The organism is Acidaminobacter sp. QWL-03 (assembly GCF_058683855.1).
In genome coordinates this window covers 3,446,144-3,464,435 of sequence record NZ_CM178752.1, presented here as the reverse complement: position 1 = coordinate 3,464,435, position 18,292 = coordinate 3,446,144, and the positions used below count along the sequence as shown (strand labels likewise).

The following is an 18,292-nucleotide window of genomic DNA, read 5'->3' as shown; positions in this document are numbered from 1 at the left end:
GCAACCCCTGCTGCTGTATTCAAATCATTTCACGCTGTCACTTGCCATCACCAGGGCGGCTTCGACTTTCGAACCCGCCTCAGCGGATTACATCATTTTAACAGGCTCCGGATACTCGACGCCAAAAGTTTCCACGGTCATTTTCTTGATTTTCTGAGGCTCTACCGGACGATCTCTAAAGTCAGTTTTCGTCGCTGCAATGTCGTTGACGACGTCCATACCCTCGACGACTTTGCCGAAAGCCGCATATTGGCCATCCAGATGCGGCGAATGCTCGTGCATAATGAAGAACTGTGACCCCGCAGAATCCGGCGACTGCGAACGCGCCATGGACAATACACCCGGCTCGTGGACAAGTGAATTTCTGAAGCCATTCAGATTGAACTCACCTTTGATTTTATAGCCTGGGCCGCCCATACCTGAGCCTTCAGGACAGCCGCCCTGAATCATAAAGCCCCTGATGACGCGGTGAAAGATCAGCCCGTCATAATAGCCTTTTCGTGCGAGATCAATAAAATTGTTTACTGTGTTAGGCGCAATTTCTGGAAATAATTCTGCTTTGATGACTTTACCGTTTTCAAGTTCAATAGTGACCACTGGATTTTGATTCAATAGTATACACCCTTTCAAATTATATTTCTTTCAGTCCGCGTGATTATTTACAGTGCCTGGCACAGTCGCGGGATAAAAGACGACTTCATAATCCTTGAATTCACCCGCCCGATACCGGAATACAGCGGAAAAAAATTCTGTCCGGTTGAACACCCAATCCAGAAAAATCCTGTCCCCTTCCCAAAGGTTCAGGCTCAGCACTTCACTTCTGGGAATCCAGGCCAGCGTCCCTTCTTCAGGGTCAATGACCTCTTTCTTTGCAGAACTGGCAGTATAGACAAAAGTATACCAGTCCTCGACCCCATCAAACAAGGGAAAAGTAATGATCCCTCGCAGCGAATAGGTTTCAGGCTGAAGACCGGATTCCTCCCAAACTTCTCTGAGCAGGCATTGCTCAGGGGATTCGCCCGGCAGGAATTTGCCGCCCAGGCCGTTCCACTTTCCCAAATGGTAATCAGTTTTTCTCTTATTTCTGTGCAGCATCAGCACCGAGTCTTCGTGGGTCACATAACAAAGAACCGCCATTTTCATGACACAGGCTCCTTCCTGCCATAGTGCCACCAGCCGCCCATAACCACCACAACCAAGACCAGCGTCGCCAGGCTCATGGCTCTGGTAAAGTCATAAGCCGCCTGCCTCAAGTCCCCACTCAGTGGATCTGAGGTCGGGACATAGACAATCCAGGACTGGCCATTTGGTTTTCTTATGCCGATGGTCTCATCCATCGCATCGTGATAAAGTGCCATTCCTACAGCCTCGGCATGACTTCTCGTATTTCCCGAATCCGGCACCACAGCCTCCAGAACCGGCATACTTTCCAACCCTTTTAAGGTGTAATGCGCAAAGAAACCATTGATATTCGCCCCGGAAGTGGCAAGGGGGACCCATGAAAATGGCTGATCCTGAGATGATCCACTGACGAGGGATTGAACGACCCAGACATTCAGCTTTTTGGTGTCATAGCCAATCAAGGTCACCCCTGAGCCCGCTTCCTTAGGGCCGGTGACGATATAGTCCTCCACCAGACCAAGGTCGATCCCGTACTGGCTGGCGATCAATTCCCGAGTCGTTTGCGAAACGCGCATCCAATTTACGACATAATCGCTGCTGCTGGCATTGGATGGATATTTTCTTATGGATTCTGATGAAATGGCACGCAGAGACGTATACAGCGCTTTAACCTGTTCCGTCTTATTGCTTCTCATTTCGAGATTGAACAAATCGTTTTGTTCTTCAAGAGATTTGTAAGCTTCTGTATACTGTCCTGCCATAGCATCCGAAAAGCGCTTCAATTCTTCGTCAAAGTCAAGCTGCGTCATCTGAATGTTCAACAATCCATTGATCAAAAGAATCATCATGGTGAATCCAAGGACAATAACCACCACAATAAATCCGGCTGCCTGTCTGCGCCTCTTAACTTGCATCTCTGTCAGACTGATCTTTTCTATTACAAATGCGTGATTCTTTCTCAGAAACATCATAACCGCTGTAACAATGGCCAGATTGAACAGAATCAACACATAGCCAAGCACTCTGCTGAAGCGGTTAAAGCTTTCCTCAGGAACAGCCGGTTTCATCAGGAGTATATGTCCCTCATCAAACGGCAGCGTAAACGCTTCGTAGACTTGATCCAGAGCCACTTCAAATTTCTGATCCGGGGTGTCAATTATTTTCTGAAATAAGCTGATGCCGCTCCTGGCATCCGTCTGGGACAGCGTAAATCCGATCTTGGCAGGATCATACGAATTGACAATTCTGCCGCTGTTATTCAACAGAATGCTTTCGTAGCCGCGAGTCTCATGTAAATTTTCGAGATAATCCTCCAAAGGACTTGTGCTGAGTCGGATCTCATCAGCGCTGTTCGAAATAAACCCGCCGGTAAACAGCACGCTTCCGGTTTTTTCGCTTTTGTAGAAATAGACCACATATCTCTCGCCGCTGTTTGATATAGGATCCGGATCAGAGACTTCCAGTCTTTCAATTCTCTTGAACTGCCAACTGTCTTTTTGGAGACTGTAAGCAAAGGAAATGACGGATTCGGGAAGAGGCCCCTTGTAAACCAGTGATCCATCTTCTCTAAGACTTCCAAATGTTCCATCAGAAAATTCCGCAATGAGGGTTTCATCCGCCTCGACATTGGTAGATGCGTTCGAAATCAGTGATACGAGCACTTGAAACTGCTGTTCAATGAAGCGATCCCTGGCAGACTGAATTTCTGCGTCAAAGGCAGACGCGCTGCTCTGGAATTCTCCCGCCACCCAGGCCACCATGGAGGCCTGGAGGCGCAGCAGATCCTCTTCAAGGCGGTCGATCTGGTCTTCTATCAGCTGATCCGTGTAGACGAAAATTGCTGCCATGAAAATAAAGATACAGATCAGAAACATTACCACACGGCTGCGGCTGAAGAGCATGAATCCACCTCCCGACGACTGACTTTTTTTCATTTTAACACAACTAACGTGCTCTGCCTATTTACATTGGTAAAGCCGCCTCAGGAATTATCCCTGAAGCGGCTTATCATTCATTGCTATTTGTCTGACGGTTCCGGCTGCTGGCGTTCGAAACGAACCTCGAAGCCCTTTTGCTCCAGCAGCGCATTGATAAAGTCCCATAAGTCATATTTGCCTTTTCTCGAGTCTGCTGAGGTCACGATCACGACATCATCCTCGCTCATGCCCAGTTTTTCTCTGAGTGCTTTTTTCCTGACTTGAAGCTGACTATTTTTAATTTTGTCTGCTTTCGTAGCTATGACAACGCCCTTATAGCCAAAAGTTCGAATCCACTCGTACATCAAGCGGTCGTCTTCAGAGGGATCATGGCGTAAATCCACCAGGAGGAATACTTCCATCAGATTTGGCCGGTTCACCAGATAAGATTCAATAATTTTTCCCCAGCCGCTCTTCTTATCCTTGGAAACTCTGGCATATCCATAGCCCGGTAAGTCGACCAACCGCATCTTTCCATCCAGATCATAGAAATTTATGGTTTGAGTCTTTCCGGGTGTGGAAGACGTCTTTGCCAGTCCCTTACGGTTAATCATCATGTTGATGAGAGAGGATTTGCCCACGTTGGATCTCCCCGCCATAGCAATTTCAGGCAGTTCATCCTCAGGATACTGATCCCGTTTAACGGCGCTTATGATGAAACGAGAATTCTGGATTTTCACTTTGCAGCCTCCTTTACGAGTGCGTGCTCGAGAACTTCATCCATGGATTCAACAGGGATAAATTTCATTTTACTTCGAACCGTGGACGGTATCTCTTCAAGATCCTTGACATTCTCTTTAGGGAACAGAACTGTTTTTACCCCCGCGCGACTTGCCGCAAGAGATTTCTCCTTCAAGCCGCCAATTGGCAGCACCCGGCCGCGCAGCGTAATTTCGCCGGTCATGGCAAGATCATGCCGGACAGGAATGCCGGTTATAGCTGACAGCACAGCGGTTGCCATGGTAATGCCCGCTGAAGGACCGTCTTTAGGAATGGCGCCTTCAGGTATATGAATGTGAATGTCCATTTTTTCATGGAAATCATCCGCGATTTCGTATTTCTCAGAGATCGACCGGAGATAGCTCAGCCCTGCTCTTGCGGATTCCTTCATGACATCACCCATTTGCCCGGTGAGGACGAGGTTGCCCTTGCCTTTCATGATTGAAACCTCAATGGAGAGCGTGTCCCCGCCCACAGGCGTCCAAGCCAGACCCGTCGCTATGCCCACCTGATTCTCTTTTTGAATCTCATCATAGTGGTATTTCTTGACCCCCAGGGATTTGTCCAGATTGCTGCGATTGACTTTGACCGCCGTGACTTTGTCTTCGACAATTCTCGTCGCAACTTTACGGCAGACAGTCGCGATCTGACGTTCGAGTTCACGCACTCCGGATTCACGGGTGTAATAACTGATGATGGCACTCAGCGTATCATCGCTCAAACTTAAATTGTCCTCAGTCAGTCCGTGGGCTTTGAGCTGCTTTGGCACCAAATATTTTTTCGCGATATTCAGCTTTTCGAATTCGGTGTAGCCGGATACCTCGATAATTTCCATTCTGTCCAAAAGCGGTCTAGGTATAGTTCCCAGGGAGTTTGCAGTGGTAATGAACATGACGCTGGACAAGTCAAAAGGCACTTCGAGATAGTGATCTGTAAAGTCTTTGTTCTGCTCAGGATCCAGCACCTCAAGCAGTGCTGAAGCAGGATCGCCTCTGAAATCCGAGGTCAGTTTGTCAATCTCGTCAAAGAGGAAAACAGGATTCTTTGTGCCTGCCTCTTTAATGCCATTGATTATTCTGCCCGGAATAGCGCCTATATAGGTCCTTCTGTGACCCCTGATCTCAGCTTCGTCGCGAACGCCGCCCAGTGACATCCGGACAAACTTTCTGTTCAGAGATCTCGCAATAGATTTCGCAATAGAGGTTTTGCCGACGCCCGGAGGACCAACAAGACAAATAATTGGCCCCTTGAGGCTTTTGGTAAGCTCACGGATGGCCAAATACTCCAGAACACGTTCTTTGACACTCTTCAGGCCATAATGGTCTTCATCCAGTATCGTACGCGCTTTTGCAATGTCCAGGGTATCTTTGGTCTTTTTATTCCACGGCAAATCCAGGATCCAGTTCACATAGCTGCGGACGACGGTACTTTCTGCAGATGCCGGTGACATTCTTGAAAGCCGCTCGATTTCTTTGGAAACTTTGTCCGCTATTTTTTTGTCGAGTTTCAGTTTGTCCAATTTCTTGTACAGTTCCTCAATTTCATCATCCGGATCAAAGTCTTCGCCGAGCTCTTCCCTGATTGCTTTCATTTGTTCACGAAGATAATATTCCTTTTGCATTTTGTTGATTTGCTTTCTGACTTTTTCGTTGATCTGCTTCTCAACTTCCATAATTTCAATTTCGCTGAGAAGAATGGCATAAATCGCAGTCAGTCTCTTCTTTGGTTCAACAGCTTCCAGAATCTCCTGCTTTTGCTCTGTTTTGAGAACCATATTGGAGGCCAGAACATCAGCAAAGCGGCCGGGCTCTTCTATGGTGGTCATGGACAGCATCACTTCAGGTGAGACGCGGTTGCTGACAGCAATGTATTTTTCAAAGGCCGTCAGGCACGAGCGCATCAAAGCTTCTGTTTCTCTGTCACGGCTGATGTCCTCTTCAATTTTAAGGATCCTCGCTTTGAAGTATGGCTCCTCAAAAATGATGGCTTCCACCTTGCCACGGCTGACGCCTTCCACCAGGACGCGAATAGCGTCTCCAGGGAGTTTCAGCATTTGTTTGATTTTGCATATGGTGCCAATCTCATAGAAATCTTCCGTTGAAGGCAGGTCGACATCAATGTCACGCTGCGTTGTCAGGAATATCTTCTGATCATAAATCATGGCTTCTTCAAGCGCCTTGATTGACTTCTCTCGACCAACATCGAAATGAAGCACCATATAGGGAAATACCGATAATCCGCGAAGAGGAATCAACGGCATTGACATAATCTTGTCGTTAGTTTCCATGGTGTTCTCTCCTTTCCACCCATTTAAAGGGTTATTCAAATTATACCAAAGGAATTATCACTCATCAAGCAAGAGTGCTAACAAATCGAAAAAAGTTTTTATGCTGTTGGTAAAACTCAACCTTCAAGTTTCAGAAAAATAAAAGCGAGCCAATTGATCCTCTGACTCGCTTAAATGTATAAATTTAATCAGGAGACGCTTTGTCTGTCTTGGGAGGGTTTCTTTTCTGAAGTCCCATCCTTCAGCAGCATGACTGGCATCTTCTTATCGACAATGGATTCTCGCGTAATCCGGACTGAGATAATATCATCCCGGCTAGGAATTTCATACATGATATCCAGCATGGCATTTTCGAGAATGCTTCTGAGCCCGCGGGCGCCGGTTTTTCTTTCAATTGCCATGTGTGCCACTGCCTTCAGCGCCTCTTCATCAAAACTGATTTCGACGTTGTCGAGTTCAAACAGTTTTTGGTACTGTTTAATCAAGGCGTTTTTAGGTTCTTTCAAAATTCTGAGAAGTGTTGCCTCATCCAGTTCATGCAGAGAGACTACGACCGGAACACGGCCAATGAATTCCGGAATCAAACCGAATTTCAGCAAGTCTTCTGTTTCGAGCTTTTCTAACAGCGCGCCAATTTCCTTATCTTCTTTGCTTATGATCTGAGCTCCAAAGCCCAGGGTCTTTGTACCCGTACGACGCTCAATGATCTTATCAAGACCGTCAAAAGCACCACCGCAAATATAGAGGATATTGGTCGTGTCGATTTGAATGAACTCCTGGTGCGGATGCTTGCGGCCACCTTGCGGCGGTACATTGGCAACCGTCCCCTCAATAATTTTCAAAAGCGCCTGCTGAACGCCTTCGCCAGAGACATCCCTCGTGATGGACGGATTATCCGAGCGTCTTGAAATTTTATCGATCTCATCAATGTAGATGATGCCCTTTTGAGCGCGTTCAATGTCAAAATCTGCTGCCTGAATCAGCTTCAAAAGGATATTTTCGACGTCTTCACCCACATAACCGGCTTCTGTCAATGCTGTTGCGTCTGCCATGGCAAACGGCACGTTGATGATTTTTGCCAAGGTCTGAGCCAGGAGCGTCTTACCGGAACCGGTTGGCCCCAGCATCAAAATATTGCTCTTTTGAAGCTCCACGTCCTGCTTGCCGGTCACCCCGCGTCTGACACGCTTATAATGGTTGTACACAGCGACAGACAGTACCCGCTTAGCGCGTTCCTGGCCAATAACGTACTCATTCAGTGTCTTCGCAATGGCATCCGGTTTTGGAAGATCTTCGAGTTCAAGGTCCTCGACATCATCCATTTCATCCGAAATAATTTCATTGCAGAGCGTAATGCATTCGTCACAAATGTATACATTTGGTCCCGCGATCAGTCTTTTGACCTGGTCCTGCGTCTTACCGCAAAACGAACACTGCAGCTGAGTTTTATTTTCATATTTCGTCATGTCAAACCTCTTTCTTTACACCCTGGAGACCAGAATGCGATCTATCAGGCCATAATTTGCCGCTTCTTCCGAAGACATAAAATTATCCCTGTCCGTGTCGCGTTCAATAACCTCCAAAGGCTGCCCTGTCCTCTCGGACAAGATCTTGTTGATCTGCTCCCTGATTTTCAGTATGCGCTCAGCGTGGATCTTAATGTCCGAAGCTTGACCGCGAAAGCCGCCGAGCGGCTGGTGAATCATGATTTCTGCGTTTGGCAGAGCAAAACGCTTGCTCTTGGCGCCAGATGCCAGCAAAAATGCGCCCATGCTGGCAGCCATACCGATACAGATCGTTGACACATCCGGCTTGATGTAGTTCATGGTGTCATAAATGGCCATACCGGCTGTAATGCTGCCACCAGGACTGTTGATATACAAGTGGATATCTTTGTCCGGGTCATCCGCTTCCAAAAACAGCAGCTGAGCGACGACAAGGTTGGCCGTCAGATCTGTAATTTCCTCGCTGATGAAGACGATGCGATCTTTTAGAAGTCTTGAATAAATGTCATAGGACCGTTCACCGCGATTGGTTTGTTCGACGACGATAGGCACCAAGCTCATAAGCGCACCTCCGTTATTCTGCAAAGTTAGCTTGTTCGACGAGGAAATCCACCGTTTTCTTAGTCACGAGATTGTTCTTAAGATACTCGTAATTGTCAGAAGCAAATACTTTCTTGACGTTTTCCACCTCTGTGCCCTGACGCTCGGCAATGCGGACAAATTCATTCTCAAGATCCTCGTCAGTCACTGAGATCGCTTCCCGCTTGGATATTTCTTCAATTGCAAGGGTCGTTCTGACTCTGGCAAGGGCGTCTGTGCGCATCTGCTCTTTGAGATCTTCGAGCTTGCTGCCTGTAAACTTCATGTATCCGTCGAGATCCAGCCCTTGATAGCGAAGCTGGCTGTCGAAATCACGGATCATATAGTCGATTTCATTTTCGACCATGGCGTCTGGAATATCCGCTTCAAGTTTGGCGACGACGGCATCGATGACACTGTCACGAAGCGCCATTTCATTTTGTTTCTCAGCAGCCTCAGACAGTTTGGCTCTATAGTCTGCCCTTAATTCCTCGAGGGTGTCGAATTCTGAAACATCTTTAGCGAATTCGTCGTCCAGCACAGGGAGCTCTTTCACACGAATGCCGTGAACATCTACTGCGAAAACAGCTTCTTTTCCTGCAAGCTCTTCTGAGTGGTAAGTTTCCGGGAAGGTAACTTTAACTTCGACATGGTCACCAAGGTTAGCGCCAATGAGCTGCTCTTCGAAACCCGGAATAAATTGACCGGATCCAATGACAAGCTGCTGGCCCTGAGCAGTGCCGCCATCAAAGGCAACACCGTCAATAGTGCCGGCATAATCAATAGTCAGAGTATCGCCATCCTGAACCGGGCGATCTTCAATAGAAACAAGGCGTGCGTTCATTTCTCTGATCTTTTCGATCTCCTGGTCAACCTCTTCTTCTGAAACGACCGTCTCGATCTTCTTTACATCGACACCTTTGTAATTGTCAATTGAGACTTCAGGTTTGACAATGACGACGGCCTCGATGACCAGACCGTTTTCCTTGCTGATTTCTTTGACATCAATGTCAGGCTGTGCGACAGGATCCAGCGCCAAGCCATCTACGGCTTCGCTGTATGCGCCCGGAAGCAGTTCGTTGATTGCGTCTTCAAAGAAAACACCCTCTCCAAATTGCTTTTCGATGATGCTGCGCGGTACTTTGCCTTTTCTGAAACCCGGGATCGCATAACGACCTTTCGTGTTGCTGTACACTTTTTGAATTGCCTTTTCGAATGCTTCCGCGGAAACCGTCATTTGAACCGTGACGTTGTTTCCCTCTTTTTTGATCATTTCAAACGCCATTTGAATCCTCCTAAAAATGTGATGATTTGGCTTGTTCTACGAGCCATGATTGAAAAGCCAATGGACTTCTCCATTGGCGGGATCGTACGTCATCTTTAGCGTGTCATGTCTTGATTATCCTGCATCACGACGTCATAGTCACAGAATATCTTACCTCATTCCCTACTATAAGTAAACCATTTTTTACCCACATGTCGCAACCGCTTTAAATGGATTTTATTGAAGTCTTTTTTCAATGAGCTTTTATATCTTTACCCTCTAACCATTTACTTTCTCAAATTTATTTTTTCTGTTTAAATATGATACAATTATAAGATCTTACCGGAGGTGAAACATGTCCTTTTTTAAAGTACTTGAACAAGAACTCAATCTATTCTTTGGTAAAGATCAGCAGGATGCCATTTGCCACTATGAAGGCCCTGCTTTAACCCTTGCAATACCTGGAAGCGGAAAAACAACACTGATGCTGGCCCGGGCTGTTTATCTGTCTGAGCATCACGGCCTCGATCCAAGAAACCTGCTCAACCTGACCTTCAGCAAAGCTGCCGCCTCTGATATGGCGCAGCGCTACGCAGCCCGTTTTCGTCCAAATTTCAGGCACCAGTTTGAATTCTCAACCATTCATAGCTTTGCCTTCAAAGTACTGGGCCAGGTATGGAAAGAGCGCGGCATCCGCCCAAAAACCTTACTGGCTCACCAAAGGGAGCTACTGTCTGCTGCGGCCAGTCAGGTTACAGGCACTCGTCTGAATGACGATCAGTATGAAGCGCTGTCCAATCAAATCGGGTATGCGAGAAACATGATGTACGCCAGCGGCAAACTGGCTTCAAGCGGATTGGATTTTCCGGAGATCGACAGGATTTCTGATGCCTACGAGGCTTTGAAAGCCAATCATCACGTCATGGACTTCGACGACCTGTTGCTGGCGGCTCTGAAGCTGCTTCAGGAAGACAGCAACATTCTGAACCGCCTGAAGAAACGCTATCCCTTTGTCCAAATTGACGAAGCCCAGGATACATCCAAGGTTCAGCACGAGATCTTAAAACGGTTGGTCTATCCCGCCAATAATCTTTTTATTGTCGCAGATGATGACCAGGCCATTTACGGCTTCAGAGGCGCCAGTCCCGAGCTGCTCATGAGCTTCGAATCACAGTTCCCTGGCGGCCGCCTGTATCATCTCAGCAAAAATTACAGGTCAAGACAGGAAATTATCAATGTGTGTTCCAGAATAATCTGCCACAATCAGACGCGTTATGATAAGACGCTGACTACCGACAGGGGCAGCGGCGGCAAGGTCAACCTTGTAGAGTTCGAAACTTACAGCGACCGAAATAGAGCTATACTGGACCAACTGAAAAATCAAGAGGTCCCGGGTCATACCACCGGAATTTTGTACAGAAATCATCTCTCCGGACTCTCTGTAATGGACGCGCTGCTCGATGCGGGCATTCCCTTCAAGATCGAGGCCGGCAGACGCAGCTTATCAGACCATTGGCTGGTTAGAGACTTGGAAGCTTTTCTCAAACTGTCCTCAAATCCCGCTGATCTGGACGCCTTTGTGCGCATTGTTTACAAGACAGAACTGCGGCTTAATAAGGAAGCCGTCGAGACGATCCGTCTCAATCACCGGGGGCGGGATGTGTTTGAAGTCAGCCTGGAAACCATCGGCAGAAAAGGGCACGCCAGCGAGCGAATACGGCGTGTCCAGCAAACGGTGCGGAGCTTAAAGCACATGCGCGCCGCAGACTTTTTAGAAACCATTGACGGCGAGCTCGGCTATTCTGGCTATCTGGAATTCGCTCAGAACTCACTGGGACAATCTGCGGACCGCATACGTTCCATGTGGTTTTCACTGATCGCCGTTGCGAGTCGATTTGAACGGCCGGAGCCATTTTTTGAGAGACTTGCCGCACTGGACCGGTATCGTCCGAGCGGTGATGATGCCAAGGTTGCGCTTTCCACCCTCCACGCTTCCAAAGGGCGAGAGTTTGACCACGTCGTTTTGGTAGACATTCTGAAAGGCATTTTTCCAGTCAAAGAGGAGTTTCGAACAGAGCCCGAACGCTTGCTTCTCGAGGAGGAGCGGCGCTTGTTCTACGTCGGTGTCAGCCGCGCTCGCGAGAGCGTCCGGATCATGCACTCGAGATTTGGCGGCGGCCGTCACCTTCGCTTGTCATTGTTCGTCACTGAAATCATGGAAGGACTTGAACGTCTGCGTCCGAGCGCTTTAGGGTCTGCCCGTGATGCCATTCTGGCCTCGTCCGAATGTCGCAGCGGCGCTGCACACCATCTCAGATTCGGCTGGGGCGAGGTTCTCTCTCAGGATGGCGATGCCATTGACATTCAGTTTAAAGACAAGGTTCGAACCTTATCTTACAGATTATGTATAGAGAAAGGCTTTTTAACTTTTCCGGAGAATTAGACAGTTAGTCAAAAATTAAGCAGAGCTGCGGCTTTCGCGGCTCTGCTTAAGTTAACCTGTTCAGTAGAGTTTGAGTTCAAGTGTGTCCGCAACTTTTCGGATGAGACTCTGACTGTATCCTTTTCTCTGAAGCAGCCCAACGACACGCATGGCAACTTTTCGCGGATCCTCCCCACGATCACTGGTGATCTTTTTTCGAGCCAGCGCCAGAGCAGCTTCAAGTTCCTCCGCTTCACGATCCTCTGCATATTGGCCGCCCAATGCAGCATCGATGACAGATCCCGAAACACCTCGACGCTGCAGATCACTTCGAATCCGACTGCGCCCTATTCGCCCGCGATTCTGCTCATCATATTCAATGACCGCCTTTAAATCGTCCAATTCGTAATCCTTCTTCAACCGTTCCAGAATGCTGTTCACAAGGTGATTGTCCACCTCTTTTGAGGACAGATAGCGCTTCACTTCTGCGACAGTCCTCGTCCTCGAAAGACAATAACGCAGTGCTTTATGCCAGGCTTCCAGGGACAGCTGATCCTGCCTGAGTGTTTCAAAAGCATCTTCAGTGAGTATCATGCCCGTCTCCAGCTGGTATTTCAGGACCAAGTCCAGATGGCAAATGAGACCTAAACTGTTATCCAGCCATACCTCTACCATGGGCGTCCTCTTTTTGAAAGAGAGCTTTGTGATTTGCATAAGTAAACCTCATTTCGAAAAAAATCTTTGCTGCCTGATGATCCAAGTCAAATTTGCGAGGTGCTCAAATTGGAAGATGCCATAAAAAAACCAGCTTGTGATGATACCCTTAAACTGGTTGCCATTCTCACCATGCTCATTGACCATATTGGTTATCTGTTATTCCCGGATCAAATTGTCTGGCGCATGATCGGACGTTTGTCCTTTCCCATATTTGCCTTTTTGGTGGCCCGTGGTGCACGTTTAACCCGAAGTCAGCCACGATATCTCCTGAGGATGCTGCTTTACGGTTTGATCTCCCAAGTTCCCTACAGTTACTTTGTCCCGAGCGGTTTAAATATTTTTTTCACTCTGGCTGCAGGTCTTGGCATCATCCTATGCCTTTCGCAGCGTCAGCTGTTCATTAAGTTTTTGGCAATTCCAATCCTCGCGAGCGCCTGGACAATAGATTACTCCTACGGGCTCTACGGTCTGCTTCTAATTCTCGCTTTTCACTTGTTTTACGAAAAACCTGCCCTCATGACCTTTGCACTTGCAGCGCTGTCCTGGTATTACTGGGAAACGACGCGGGTTTCCATTCAAGTCCTCGCGCTGGGGGCGCTGCCGCTCATTTATGGATTGCCTTATACCGGACTTCGTCTGCCAAAGCATGTAGGCTATTTGTTCTATCCTGTCCATATAACGCTATTGCTTTTAATTCGGCATTTTCTTTGGACAGTATAAACTCAATCAGAGTATTTATTCCCCCGACTTTCCAGCCAGTTTCCAAGGTGTTCACCGTAGGCGCGCCCAATAAACTGCTCCACTTCTTTACAAAAGGCTTCATAGCGTTCAATCAGCTCATCGGCATCAGCCGTCAGGATTGCGCCTCCGCCTCTTGAACCCCCGACGCGTCTGACAACTAATTCCAGACCCAGGTGTTGTTCAAGCCGGCGAATCACATGCCACGCTTTGGAGTACGACATGCCCATCTGTCTGCTGGACGCGCTCAGTGATCCTGTGGAGGCAATCCCTTTGAGCAATGCAACCGGTCCGCTTCCCAGAACTTTTTCACCTTCATCGCCCAGCCATAGCCTATACTGGATTTTCATAGCCAACCACCTTTCAATTCCTGTGAATAAACAGGACTGGCCACCAGCTGCGCGCTGTCAGGATATCTCTAACCTGATTTCTCGCTGGTTTGCCAGTCCTTTTTTATTTTAAGCCAATATCTCAAAGTCTTTTAAAGATCAATCTGCATTTCGATCCAATCCTCAGTGGTCTCCACCAATTGGAATCCGACGCGTTCCAAAACTTTTTGCGCATGGCGATCCCCCGGTTGAATCAGAGTGCGCAGAGCGCCGCCGGCATAATCATAATGCTCGACGAGAAAATTGATACACTCTGTGATAAAGTTGCACCCAAGGCCCATCCCTGTAAACTCCGGCAAGAGCGCACCGCTCATTTCAAGGATGTCGTCTTCGTCAAAGGCGACCTCTGCGAATCCGAGGATCTCATCTTCCTCGCTGATGGCTACAAAAATGTCCACATTGGGATCGCTGAGGAGCGAATCAATGTCCGTCTGGTTTTTCTCAGAATCGAAGCACGCATAATCATTGCCATGTTTGTAACTGATGATGACCTCCGCATCCTGTTCACGCATAGGTCTGAAAGTAATCTCCATTCGAACACGCTCCTTTCTTGTGAGATATATACCCCAAGTATACCATCTAATCCATCCGTATTGGATGAAGTGCACCACATTTTGGACAATACTGATCTTTTATTCTGATACTGATCTCATAGCCAAAGCGCTGAACGAGGATTTCTCCACAGTTTGCGCAATGGGTCCCATGATCGCCCTCGCTCAAATTGCCTATGTAGACATAGCTTAAATATTGGTTTGCCGTATCACGCGCCGAAAACAGCGCTTCTTTTCTCGTCTCAGGATGATTCATCAGATAATTGGGATAGTACCTGCTGATGTGCAGCGGGGTCTCCGGCCTGATGGCGGCGACGCGTTCTGCGAAAGCTGAAAGTTTCACAGGATCGTCATTCTGGCCTTCAATCAGAAGCCAGGTCAGCTCTGTATGAACCTCCTGTCTTTCAAGCAAGGCGTCCAGACTGCGGAGCACCGGTGTCAGCGTCGCTTTGCAGACAGATTCATAGAAACGAGGATCATTGGCTTTGACGTCCAGGTTGACTGCATCCGTGAAGTCCAGCAGCGCTTCCCATGGTTTGGGGTTCAGATACCCATTGGTCACCAGGACATTTTTAAATCCGGCAGCCCGGTTGAGCTTAAAAACTTCAAGCACATATTCATAATTGACTGTAGGCTCATTGTAAGTTGCCGCAATGCCAATGCTCCTTGGCTCTTCGATCGCTCGTGCCAGCAGCTGCTCAGGCGACAAGGTCACGGAAGGGGCAACAAATTGAGAAATTCTATAATTCTGGCAGTTGAGACAGTGCAAGTTGCATCCAAATGACCCAAAGCTGACAATGTCACGACCGGGATGGAAATGGTACAGCGGTTTTTTCTCTATGGGGTCCACTCCAAAGGAGGTAATCTGCCCATAAGACGCGCTGGTCAACGTACCGCTTTCATTTTTTCTGGCCAGGCAGTCGCCGCTGCAGCCCGGTTCAATGACACAACCCCTTGGACATAATTGACACTGCACACTGGATGCCTCGCGCTTGACATAGAATAAAGCTTCCTTCATCCTCCCACCACCCAATCTTCTCTAGCCTGACCCTCAGCTCATCTGTCTGGAGAGGCCAATTTCTTCCAGCAGACGCGGTATAACCTGTTTCTTTCGGGAAAGAAGTCCCGCAACAAACACGCCTTGAATTTCATCCACCTCAAAACTCTTGGTAATGAGGCCGGAAATGTTGGATTTATAATACAAACACGACCCCTGACTCAGGAGATCTGTAGCCATAAACACCGTCGCGTCAAAGCCTTGCTCCTTATGGGTCTTTTGGACCATTTCAAGGATAGCCTCTTTTCGGACTTCCACCTCTTCAAGACCATAGGTAAAGATCTGGGAAACGCCAACGCTCGTATCCGCATCTCTGAAAATTTTGAAATCTTTAAAGAAAATCGCCTCTACGGTTTGTCCTTCCAGTGAAGTGCCTGATTTCAGCAGCGCTTTAGCATAATTTTCAAGATCGAAGCTGCCATCTATCAGCGACGACAGCCACACTGCCATAGTGCGGTCCTCCTCGGTCGTTGTAGGCGATTGAAAGTTCAATGTATCTGAGATGATGCCAGACAGCAGAATGCCGGCAATATTTGAGGGAGGTACGATCCCCTCTTCCCTTATTAAGTCCCCCACGAGAGTGCAAGTGCTTCCAACCGGCCTGCAAACGAACGTCAGCGGACGATTGGTGACGACATCCCCAAGCTTGTGATGGTCGACAATGGCGAGAATTTCAGCTTCCTTCAGGCCGTCAACACTCTGAGCGTACTCGTTGTGGTCTACCAGAATGACGAGATGCTTGTTGGGCCTCAGTAAATGTCTTCGCGAAAGAAATCCCACATATCGACCGGAGGCGTCCGTTACCGGAAAGGTTGTGTGGCGGCTGCCCGCCATGACTTCCCGGGCTTCCGAAACGTCGTCATGCTCATAAAAACTCGTCAGATTTTCTCTGACCATGATTTCGGACACCGGCGCGCAAGAGGCAATGAGACGAGCAGTCTTCAGGGTATCATACGGCGTTCTGATCATACAGACATCCGACTCTCTGGCATGCCTGAGGATCTTCCCTGGGATGGTGAGTCCGCCGGTAATAATAATGAGCGCCGCCTTTTGCCTGACAGCATGTTCGAGCACATCATACCGGTCACCAACGATCACGATGGTCGATTCATCAATGCTTGAGCGATCGATCAGCGTATCCTTATAGAATGCGGCGACCAGCACCCTGCCCTCAATACTGGTGCAGGAGGCGTGGAGAATCTGAGCCTCCAGGCTATCCACCATATTGGCAAGTGTGGTTTTCAGCAAGTCTCCTTTCCAGTTGAAAAATCCCATGGCGATATCTTTCATGGTGACTATCCCAGACAATTTTCCGTCCGGCTCCGTGACAGCCAAGGCCTTGGCAGAAGCATCCCCCAAGTTTCTATAGGCCGTCAGAATGGAATCTTGAGGAGACAAGGGCGCATGCCTGTCAAATTCCAAATGCCTGACATCCGGACGCACTTCTCTAAGCAGCGGCGGAAGCTCTATGCCAAACTGAGTCAAAGCAAAGCGCGATTCAGACGCAGCGTCTCCCAATCTGAATGCCATAGCCTCATGGCCCTGGGCACGTTTAAACCAAGCCATGGCAATGGCTGACGCTATAGAATCCGTATCCGGATTTTTATGTCCAAAAACATGGATCAAAATGACACCTCATTCCATTTCATCTCAGTGTGTAGACTAAACTGATCTTGTCGATCACGCCGGCACGCACTTCGAAATATAACGCATACTCGCCCTGTGTCCCATGATCATAGATGTAATCCATATTTCCCGGATCGGTTTCTTCATTTGGAACAGGCTCAGCTTCAGGGTACTTCAGCATGAGAATCGTAAGCGATTCCCCTACGTTGATTCCCCTGGACGTACTGAAGCGCGGATCTCTGGAGACCACAGAAGTGAGCCAGAACTTTTCACTGCCTGAAGGCGCGAACAGACTGACCTGGGATTTATTGAAAGTAAAGGTTCGAATGGTCGATCCAATGAAAGTGTCAGCGCCTATCCCCAGGATTGACTCCTCAATTTTCTCGGGTTTACCAAAAATGCTGAGAAGCTCATCATCTTCGAAGATTGTCCTTAGGGGCAGCTTAGCTGCACCGTAGGTCAACGTGAATTCCCTTTCGAGTATGAGGGATTTAGTGTGTTCATAAATATCGACACCACCTGCGGCTCCTGTATTCGTTACCACAATTGCCGGTGCCGGTACTGCACTGGCGAGACCGCCGACTATAGTTTCCCATACCACCGACTCATACACAGGTGTCATAATCATTTCGATGTCCGGACTGATCAGGTTCGGACCGGCATAAAGCAGCTCTGATTCTTCCAGCCATAGCGATATATGCAGTTCCTCAAGGGTTCCATCCTGCCTGAAGCACAAGGGCTTCAAAATCTTGTCAGCGAAATTAAGACCCTGCTCATTGGGGCGGAACACACTGACGTCTTTGAGTCCCTCATCCACAGCGACTGCTTCAATCACGAACACTTCAGCGCCTTCGTTTTGATAAAACTGACAAACAGGCTGTCTCGACAGGATTCTTCCTGTCCAGAGCACCTGGTTTACTTTGGTGTTGAAATACTCCTCAATGAGCGCATTCAAGCGCTCTGCCTGATCCAAATTGTCAGGCGGGTCTATGATGCCAATACCGGATGCACTCTCCACAAGCAGTCCATTTTTGGAGGCCTCCTCCAGGTAGGCGGTATAGATCCAAATATCCTCCGTTTGTCTGCGAATGATCAGGTCGCCCTCAACATTGTTGATGACATCCAGAGAACTCAGATCAGGCTGCCGGGGCTCAGCGGACATACAGGCGCTCAGCAATAAAGTCAGGATCAGTACTATCAGTAGTCTTGATAAACGCGACATTTGTCCACCTCGCTTCGTTTTGGCTGCTGCCGCTTGCGCTAAGCTTACTAATTTATTATACCATTTGAATGGGTGTTCAAGCGATGCCAATTTCATTTGAGTTTGGCTTTTAGAGAA

16 protein-coding genes are annotated in these 18,292 nt (G+C 48.2%); 2 read left to right on the top strand and 14 right to left on the bottom strand.

What is annotated here, in order from left to right; genetic code table 11:
- Positions 1–87: 87 nt before the first annotated feature.
- From AC4PHM_RS16010 to tig, 8 genes are all read right to left on the bottom strand, one after another.
- Positions 88–612 (bottom strand): peptidylprolyl isomerase, encoded by a 525-nt coding sequence (locus tag AC4PHM_RS16010; protein WP_492018720.1) that lies wholly within the window; start codon positions 610–612, stop codon positions 88–90.
- A 30-nt stretch (positions 613–642) separates the two neighbouring features.
- Positions 643–1,143, bottom strand: coding sequence for an NUDIX hydrolase (locus AC4PHM_RS16005; RefSeq protein WP_492018719.1), 501 nt, complete (start codon positions 1,141–1,143; stop codon positions 643–645).
- Entirely contained in the window at positions 1,140–3,023 is a 1,884-nt protein-coding gene (locus AC4PHM_RS16000) for a hypothetical protein (RefSeq protein ID WP_492018718.1), read from the bottom strand. The genes AC4PHM_RS16005 and AC4PHM_RS16000 overlap by 4 nt, the downstream gene beginning before the upstream one ends.
- A 116-nt stretch (positions 3,024–3,139) precedes the next feature.
- Entirely contained in the window at positions 3,140–3,778 is a 639-nt protein-coding gene (gene yihA, locus AC4PHM_RS15995; protein ID WP_492018717.1) for a ribosome biogenesis GTP-binding protein YihA/YsxC, read from the bottom strand.
- The gene (gene lon / locus AC4PHM_RS15990; RefSeq protein WP_492018716.1) at positions 3,775–6,105 is read right to left on the bottom strand and encodes an endopeptidase La; all 2,331 of its coding nucleotides are present in this window, start codon (positions 6,103–6,105) and stop codon (positions 3,775–3,777) included. The genes yihA and lon overlap by 4 nt, the downstream gene beginning before the upstream one ends.
- A 188-nt stretch (positions 6,106–6,293) precedes the next feature.
- The gene (gene clpX, locus AC4PHM_RS15985; RefSeq protein WP_492018715.1) at positions 6,294–7,571 is read right to left on the bottom strand and encodes an ATP-dependent Clp protease ATP-binding subunit ClpX; all 1,278 of its coding nucleotides are present in this window, start codon (positions 7,569–7,571) and stop codon (positions 6,294–6,296) included.
- 15 nt (positions 7,572–7,586) lie between these two features.
- Positions 7,587–8,171 carry an ATP-dependent Clp endopeptidase proteolytic subunit ClpP gene (gene clpP, locus AC4PHM_RS15980; RefSeq protein WP_492018714.1) on the bottom strand — a complete coding sequence of 195 codons (585 nt, stop codon included), beginning with the start codon at positions 8,169–8,171 and terminating at the stop codon, positions 7,587–7,589.
- Between the two features lie 13 nt (positions 8,172–8,184).
- Positions 8,185–9,474: a trigger factor gene (gene tig, locus AC4PHM_RS15975; protein WP_492018713.1), complete on the bottom strand. Its 1,290-nt coding sequence runs from the start codon at positions 9,472–9,474 to the stop codon at positions 8,185–8,187.
- A 334-nt stretch (positions 9,475–9,808) separates the two neighbouring features.
- On the opposite strand from tig, the gene AC4PHM_RS15970 reads away from it, so the two are divergent.
- The gene (locus AC4PHM_RS15970; RefSeq protein ID WP_492018712.1) at positions 9,809–11,896 is read left to right on the top strand and encodes an ATP-dependent helicase; all 2,088 of its coding nucleotides are present in this window, start codon (positions 9,809–9,811) and stop codon (positions 11,894–11,896) included.
- A 60-nt stretch (positions 11,897–11,956) separates the two neighbouring features.
- Here AC4PHM_RS15970 and AC4PHM_RS15965 read toward each other — a convergent pair whose 3' ends face one another.
- Complete coding sequence (locus AC4PHM_RS15965; RefSeq protein ID WP_492018711.1) at positions 11,957–12,589, bottom strand: regulatory protein RecX; 633 nt, start codon at positions 12,587–12,589, stop codon at positions 11,957–11,959.
- A gap of 69 nt (positions 12,590–12,658) precedes the next feature.
- On the opposite strand from AC4PHM_RS15965, the gene AC4PHM_RS15960 reads away from it, so the two are divergent.
- Entirely contained in the window at positions 12,659–13,312 is a 654-nt protein-coding gene (locus tag AC4PHM_RS15960; RefSeq protein ID WP_492018710.1) for a TraX family protein, read from the top strand.
- A 2-nt stretch (positions 13,313–13,314) separates the two neighbouring features.
- Here the strand turns inward: AC4PHM_RS15960 and AC4PHM_RS15955 are convergent, their stop codons facing one another.
- The 5 genes from AC4PHM_RS15955 to AC4PHM_RS15935 all read right to left on the bottom strand — a co-directional run bounded on the left by AC4PHM_RS15955 (position 13,315) and on the right by AC4PHM_RS15935 (position 18,175).
- Entirely contained in the window at positions 13,315–13,680 is a 366-nt protein-coding gene (locus AC4PHM_RS15955) for a winged helix-turn-helix domain-containing protein (protein ID WP_492018709.1), read from the bottom strand.
- Between the two features lie 131 nt (positions 13,681–13,811).
- Complete coding sequence (locus AC4PHM_RS15950) at positions 13,812–14,252, bottom strand: GNAT family N-acetyltransferase (protein ID WP_492018708.1); 441 nt, start codon at positions 14,250–14,252, stop codon at positions 13,812–13,814.
- A 46-nt stretch (positions 14,253–14,298) separates the two neighbouring features.
- A complete protein-coding gene (amrS, locus tag AC4PHM_RS15945) occupies positions 14,299–15,288 on the bottom strand; it encodes an AmmeMemoRadiSam system radical SAM enzyme (protein WP_492018707.1) in 990 nt (329 codons plus the stop codon).
- A gap of 33 nt (positions 15,289–15,321) precedes the next feature.
- Positions 15,322–16,953: a putative manganese-dependent inorganic diphosphatase gene (locus AC4PHM_RS15940; RefSeq protein ID WP_492018706.1), complete on the bottom strand. Its 1,632-nt coding sequence runs from the start codon at positions 16,951–16,953 to the stop codon at positions 15,322–15,324.
- A 19-nt stretch (positions 16,954–16,972) separates the two neighbouring features.
- The gene (locus AC4PHM_RS15935) at positions 16,973–18,175 is read right to left on the bottom strand and encodes an MBL fold metallo-hydrolase (RefSeq protein ID WP_492018705.1); all 1,203 of its coding nucleotides are present in this window, start codon (positions 18,173–18,175) and stop codon (positions 16,973–16,975) included.
- Positions 18,176–18,292 lie beyond the last annotated feature (117 nt).

Excerpts from the sequence above, each read along its gene's own strand:
- AC4PHM_RS16005 (WP_492018719.1), bottom strand. The coding sequence starts at position 1,143 with ATGAAAATGGCGGTTCTTTGTTATGTGACCCACGAAGACTCGGTGCTG.
- AC4PHM_RS16000 (WP_492018718.1), bottom strand. The coding sequence starts at position 3,023 with ATGCTCTTCAGCCGCAGCCGTGTGGTAATGTTTCTGATCTGTATCTTT.
- lon (WP_492018716.1), bottom strand. The coding sequence starts at position 6,105 with ATGGAAACTAACGACAAGATTATGTCAATGCCGTTGATTCCTCTTCGC.
- clpX (WP_492018715.1), bottom strand. The coding sequence starts at position 7,571 with ATGACGAAATATGAAAATAAAACTCAGCTGCAGTGTTCGTTTTGCGGT.
- clpP (WP_492018714.1), bottom strand. The coding sequence starts at position 8,171 with ATGAGCTTGGTGCCTATCGTCGTCGAACAAACCAATCGCGGTGAACGG.
- tig (WP_492018713.1), bottom strand. The coding sequence starts at position 9,474 with ATGGCGTTTGAAATGATCAAAAAAGAGGGAAACAACGTCACGGTTCAA.
- AC4PHM_RS15970 (WP_492018712.1), top strand. The coding sequence starts at position 9,809 with ATGTCCTTTTTTAAAGTACTTGAACAAGAACTCAATCTATTCTTTGGT.
- AC4PHM_RS15965 (WP_492018711.1), bottom strand. The coding sequence starts at position 12,589 with ATGCAAATCACAAAGCTCTCTTTCAAAAAGAGGACGCCCATGGTAGAG.
- AC4PHM_RS15955 (WP_492018709.1), bottom strand. The coding sequence starts at position 13,680 with ATGAAAATCCAGTATAGGCTATGGCTGGGCGATGAAGGTGAAAAAGTT.
- AC4PHM_RS15950 (WP_492018708.1), bottom strand. The coding sequence starts at position 14,252 with ATGGAGATTACTTTCAGACCTATGCGTGAACAGGATGCGGAGGTCATC.
- amrS (WP_492018707.1), bottom strand. The coding sequence starts at position 15,288 with ATGAAGGAAGCTTTATTCTATGTCAAGCGCGAGGCATCCAGTGTGCAG.
- AC4PHM_RS15935 (WP_492018705.1), bottom strand. The coding sequence starts at position 18,175 with ATGTCGCGTTTATCAAGACTACTGATAGTACTGATCCTGACTTTATTG.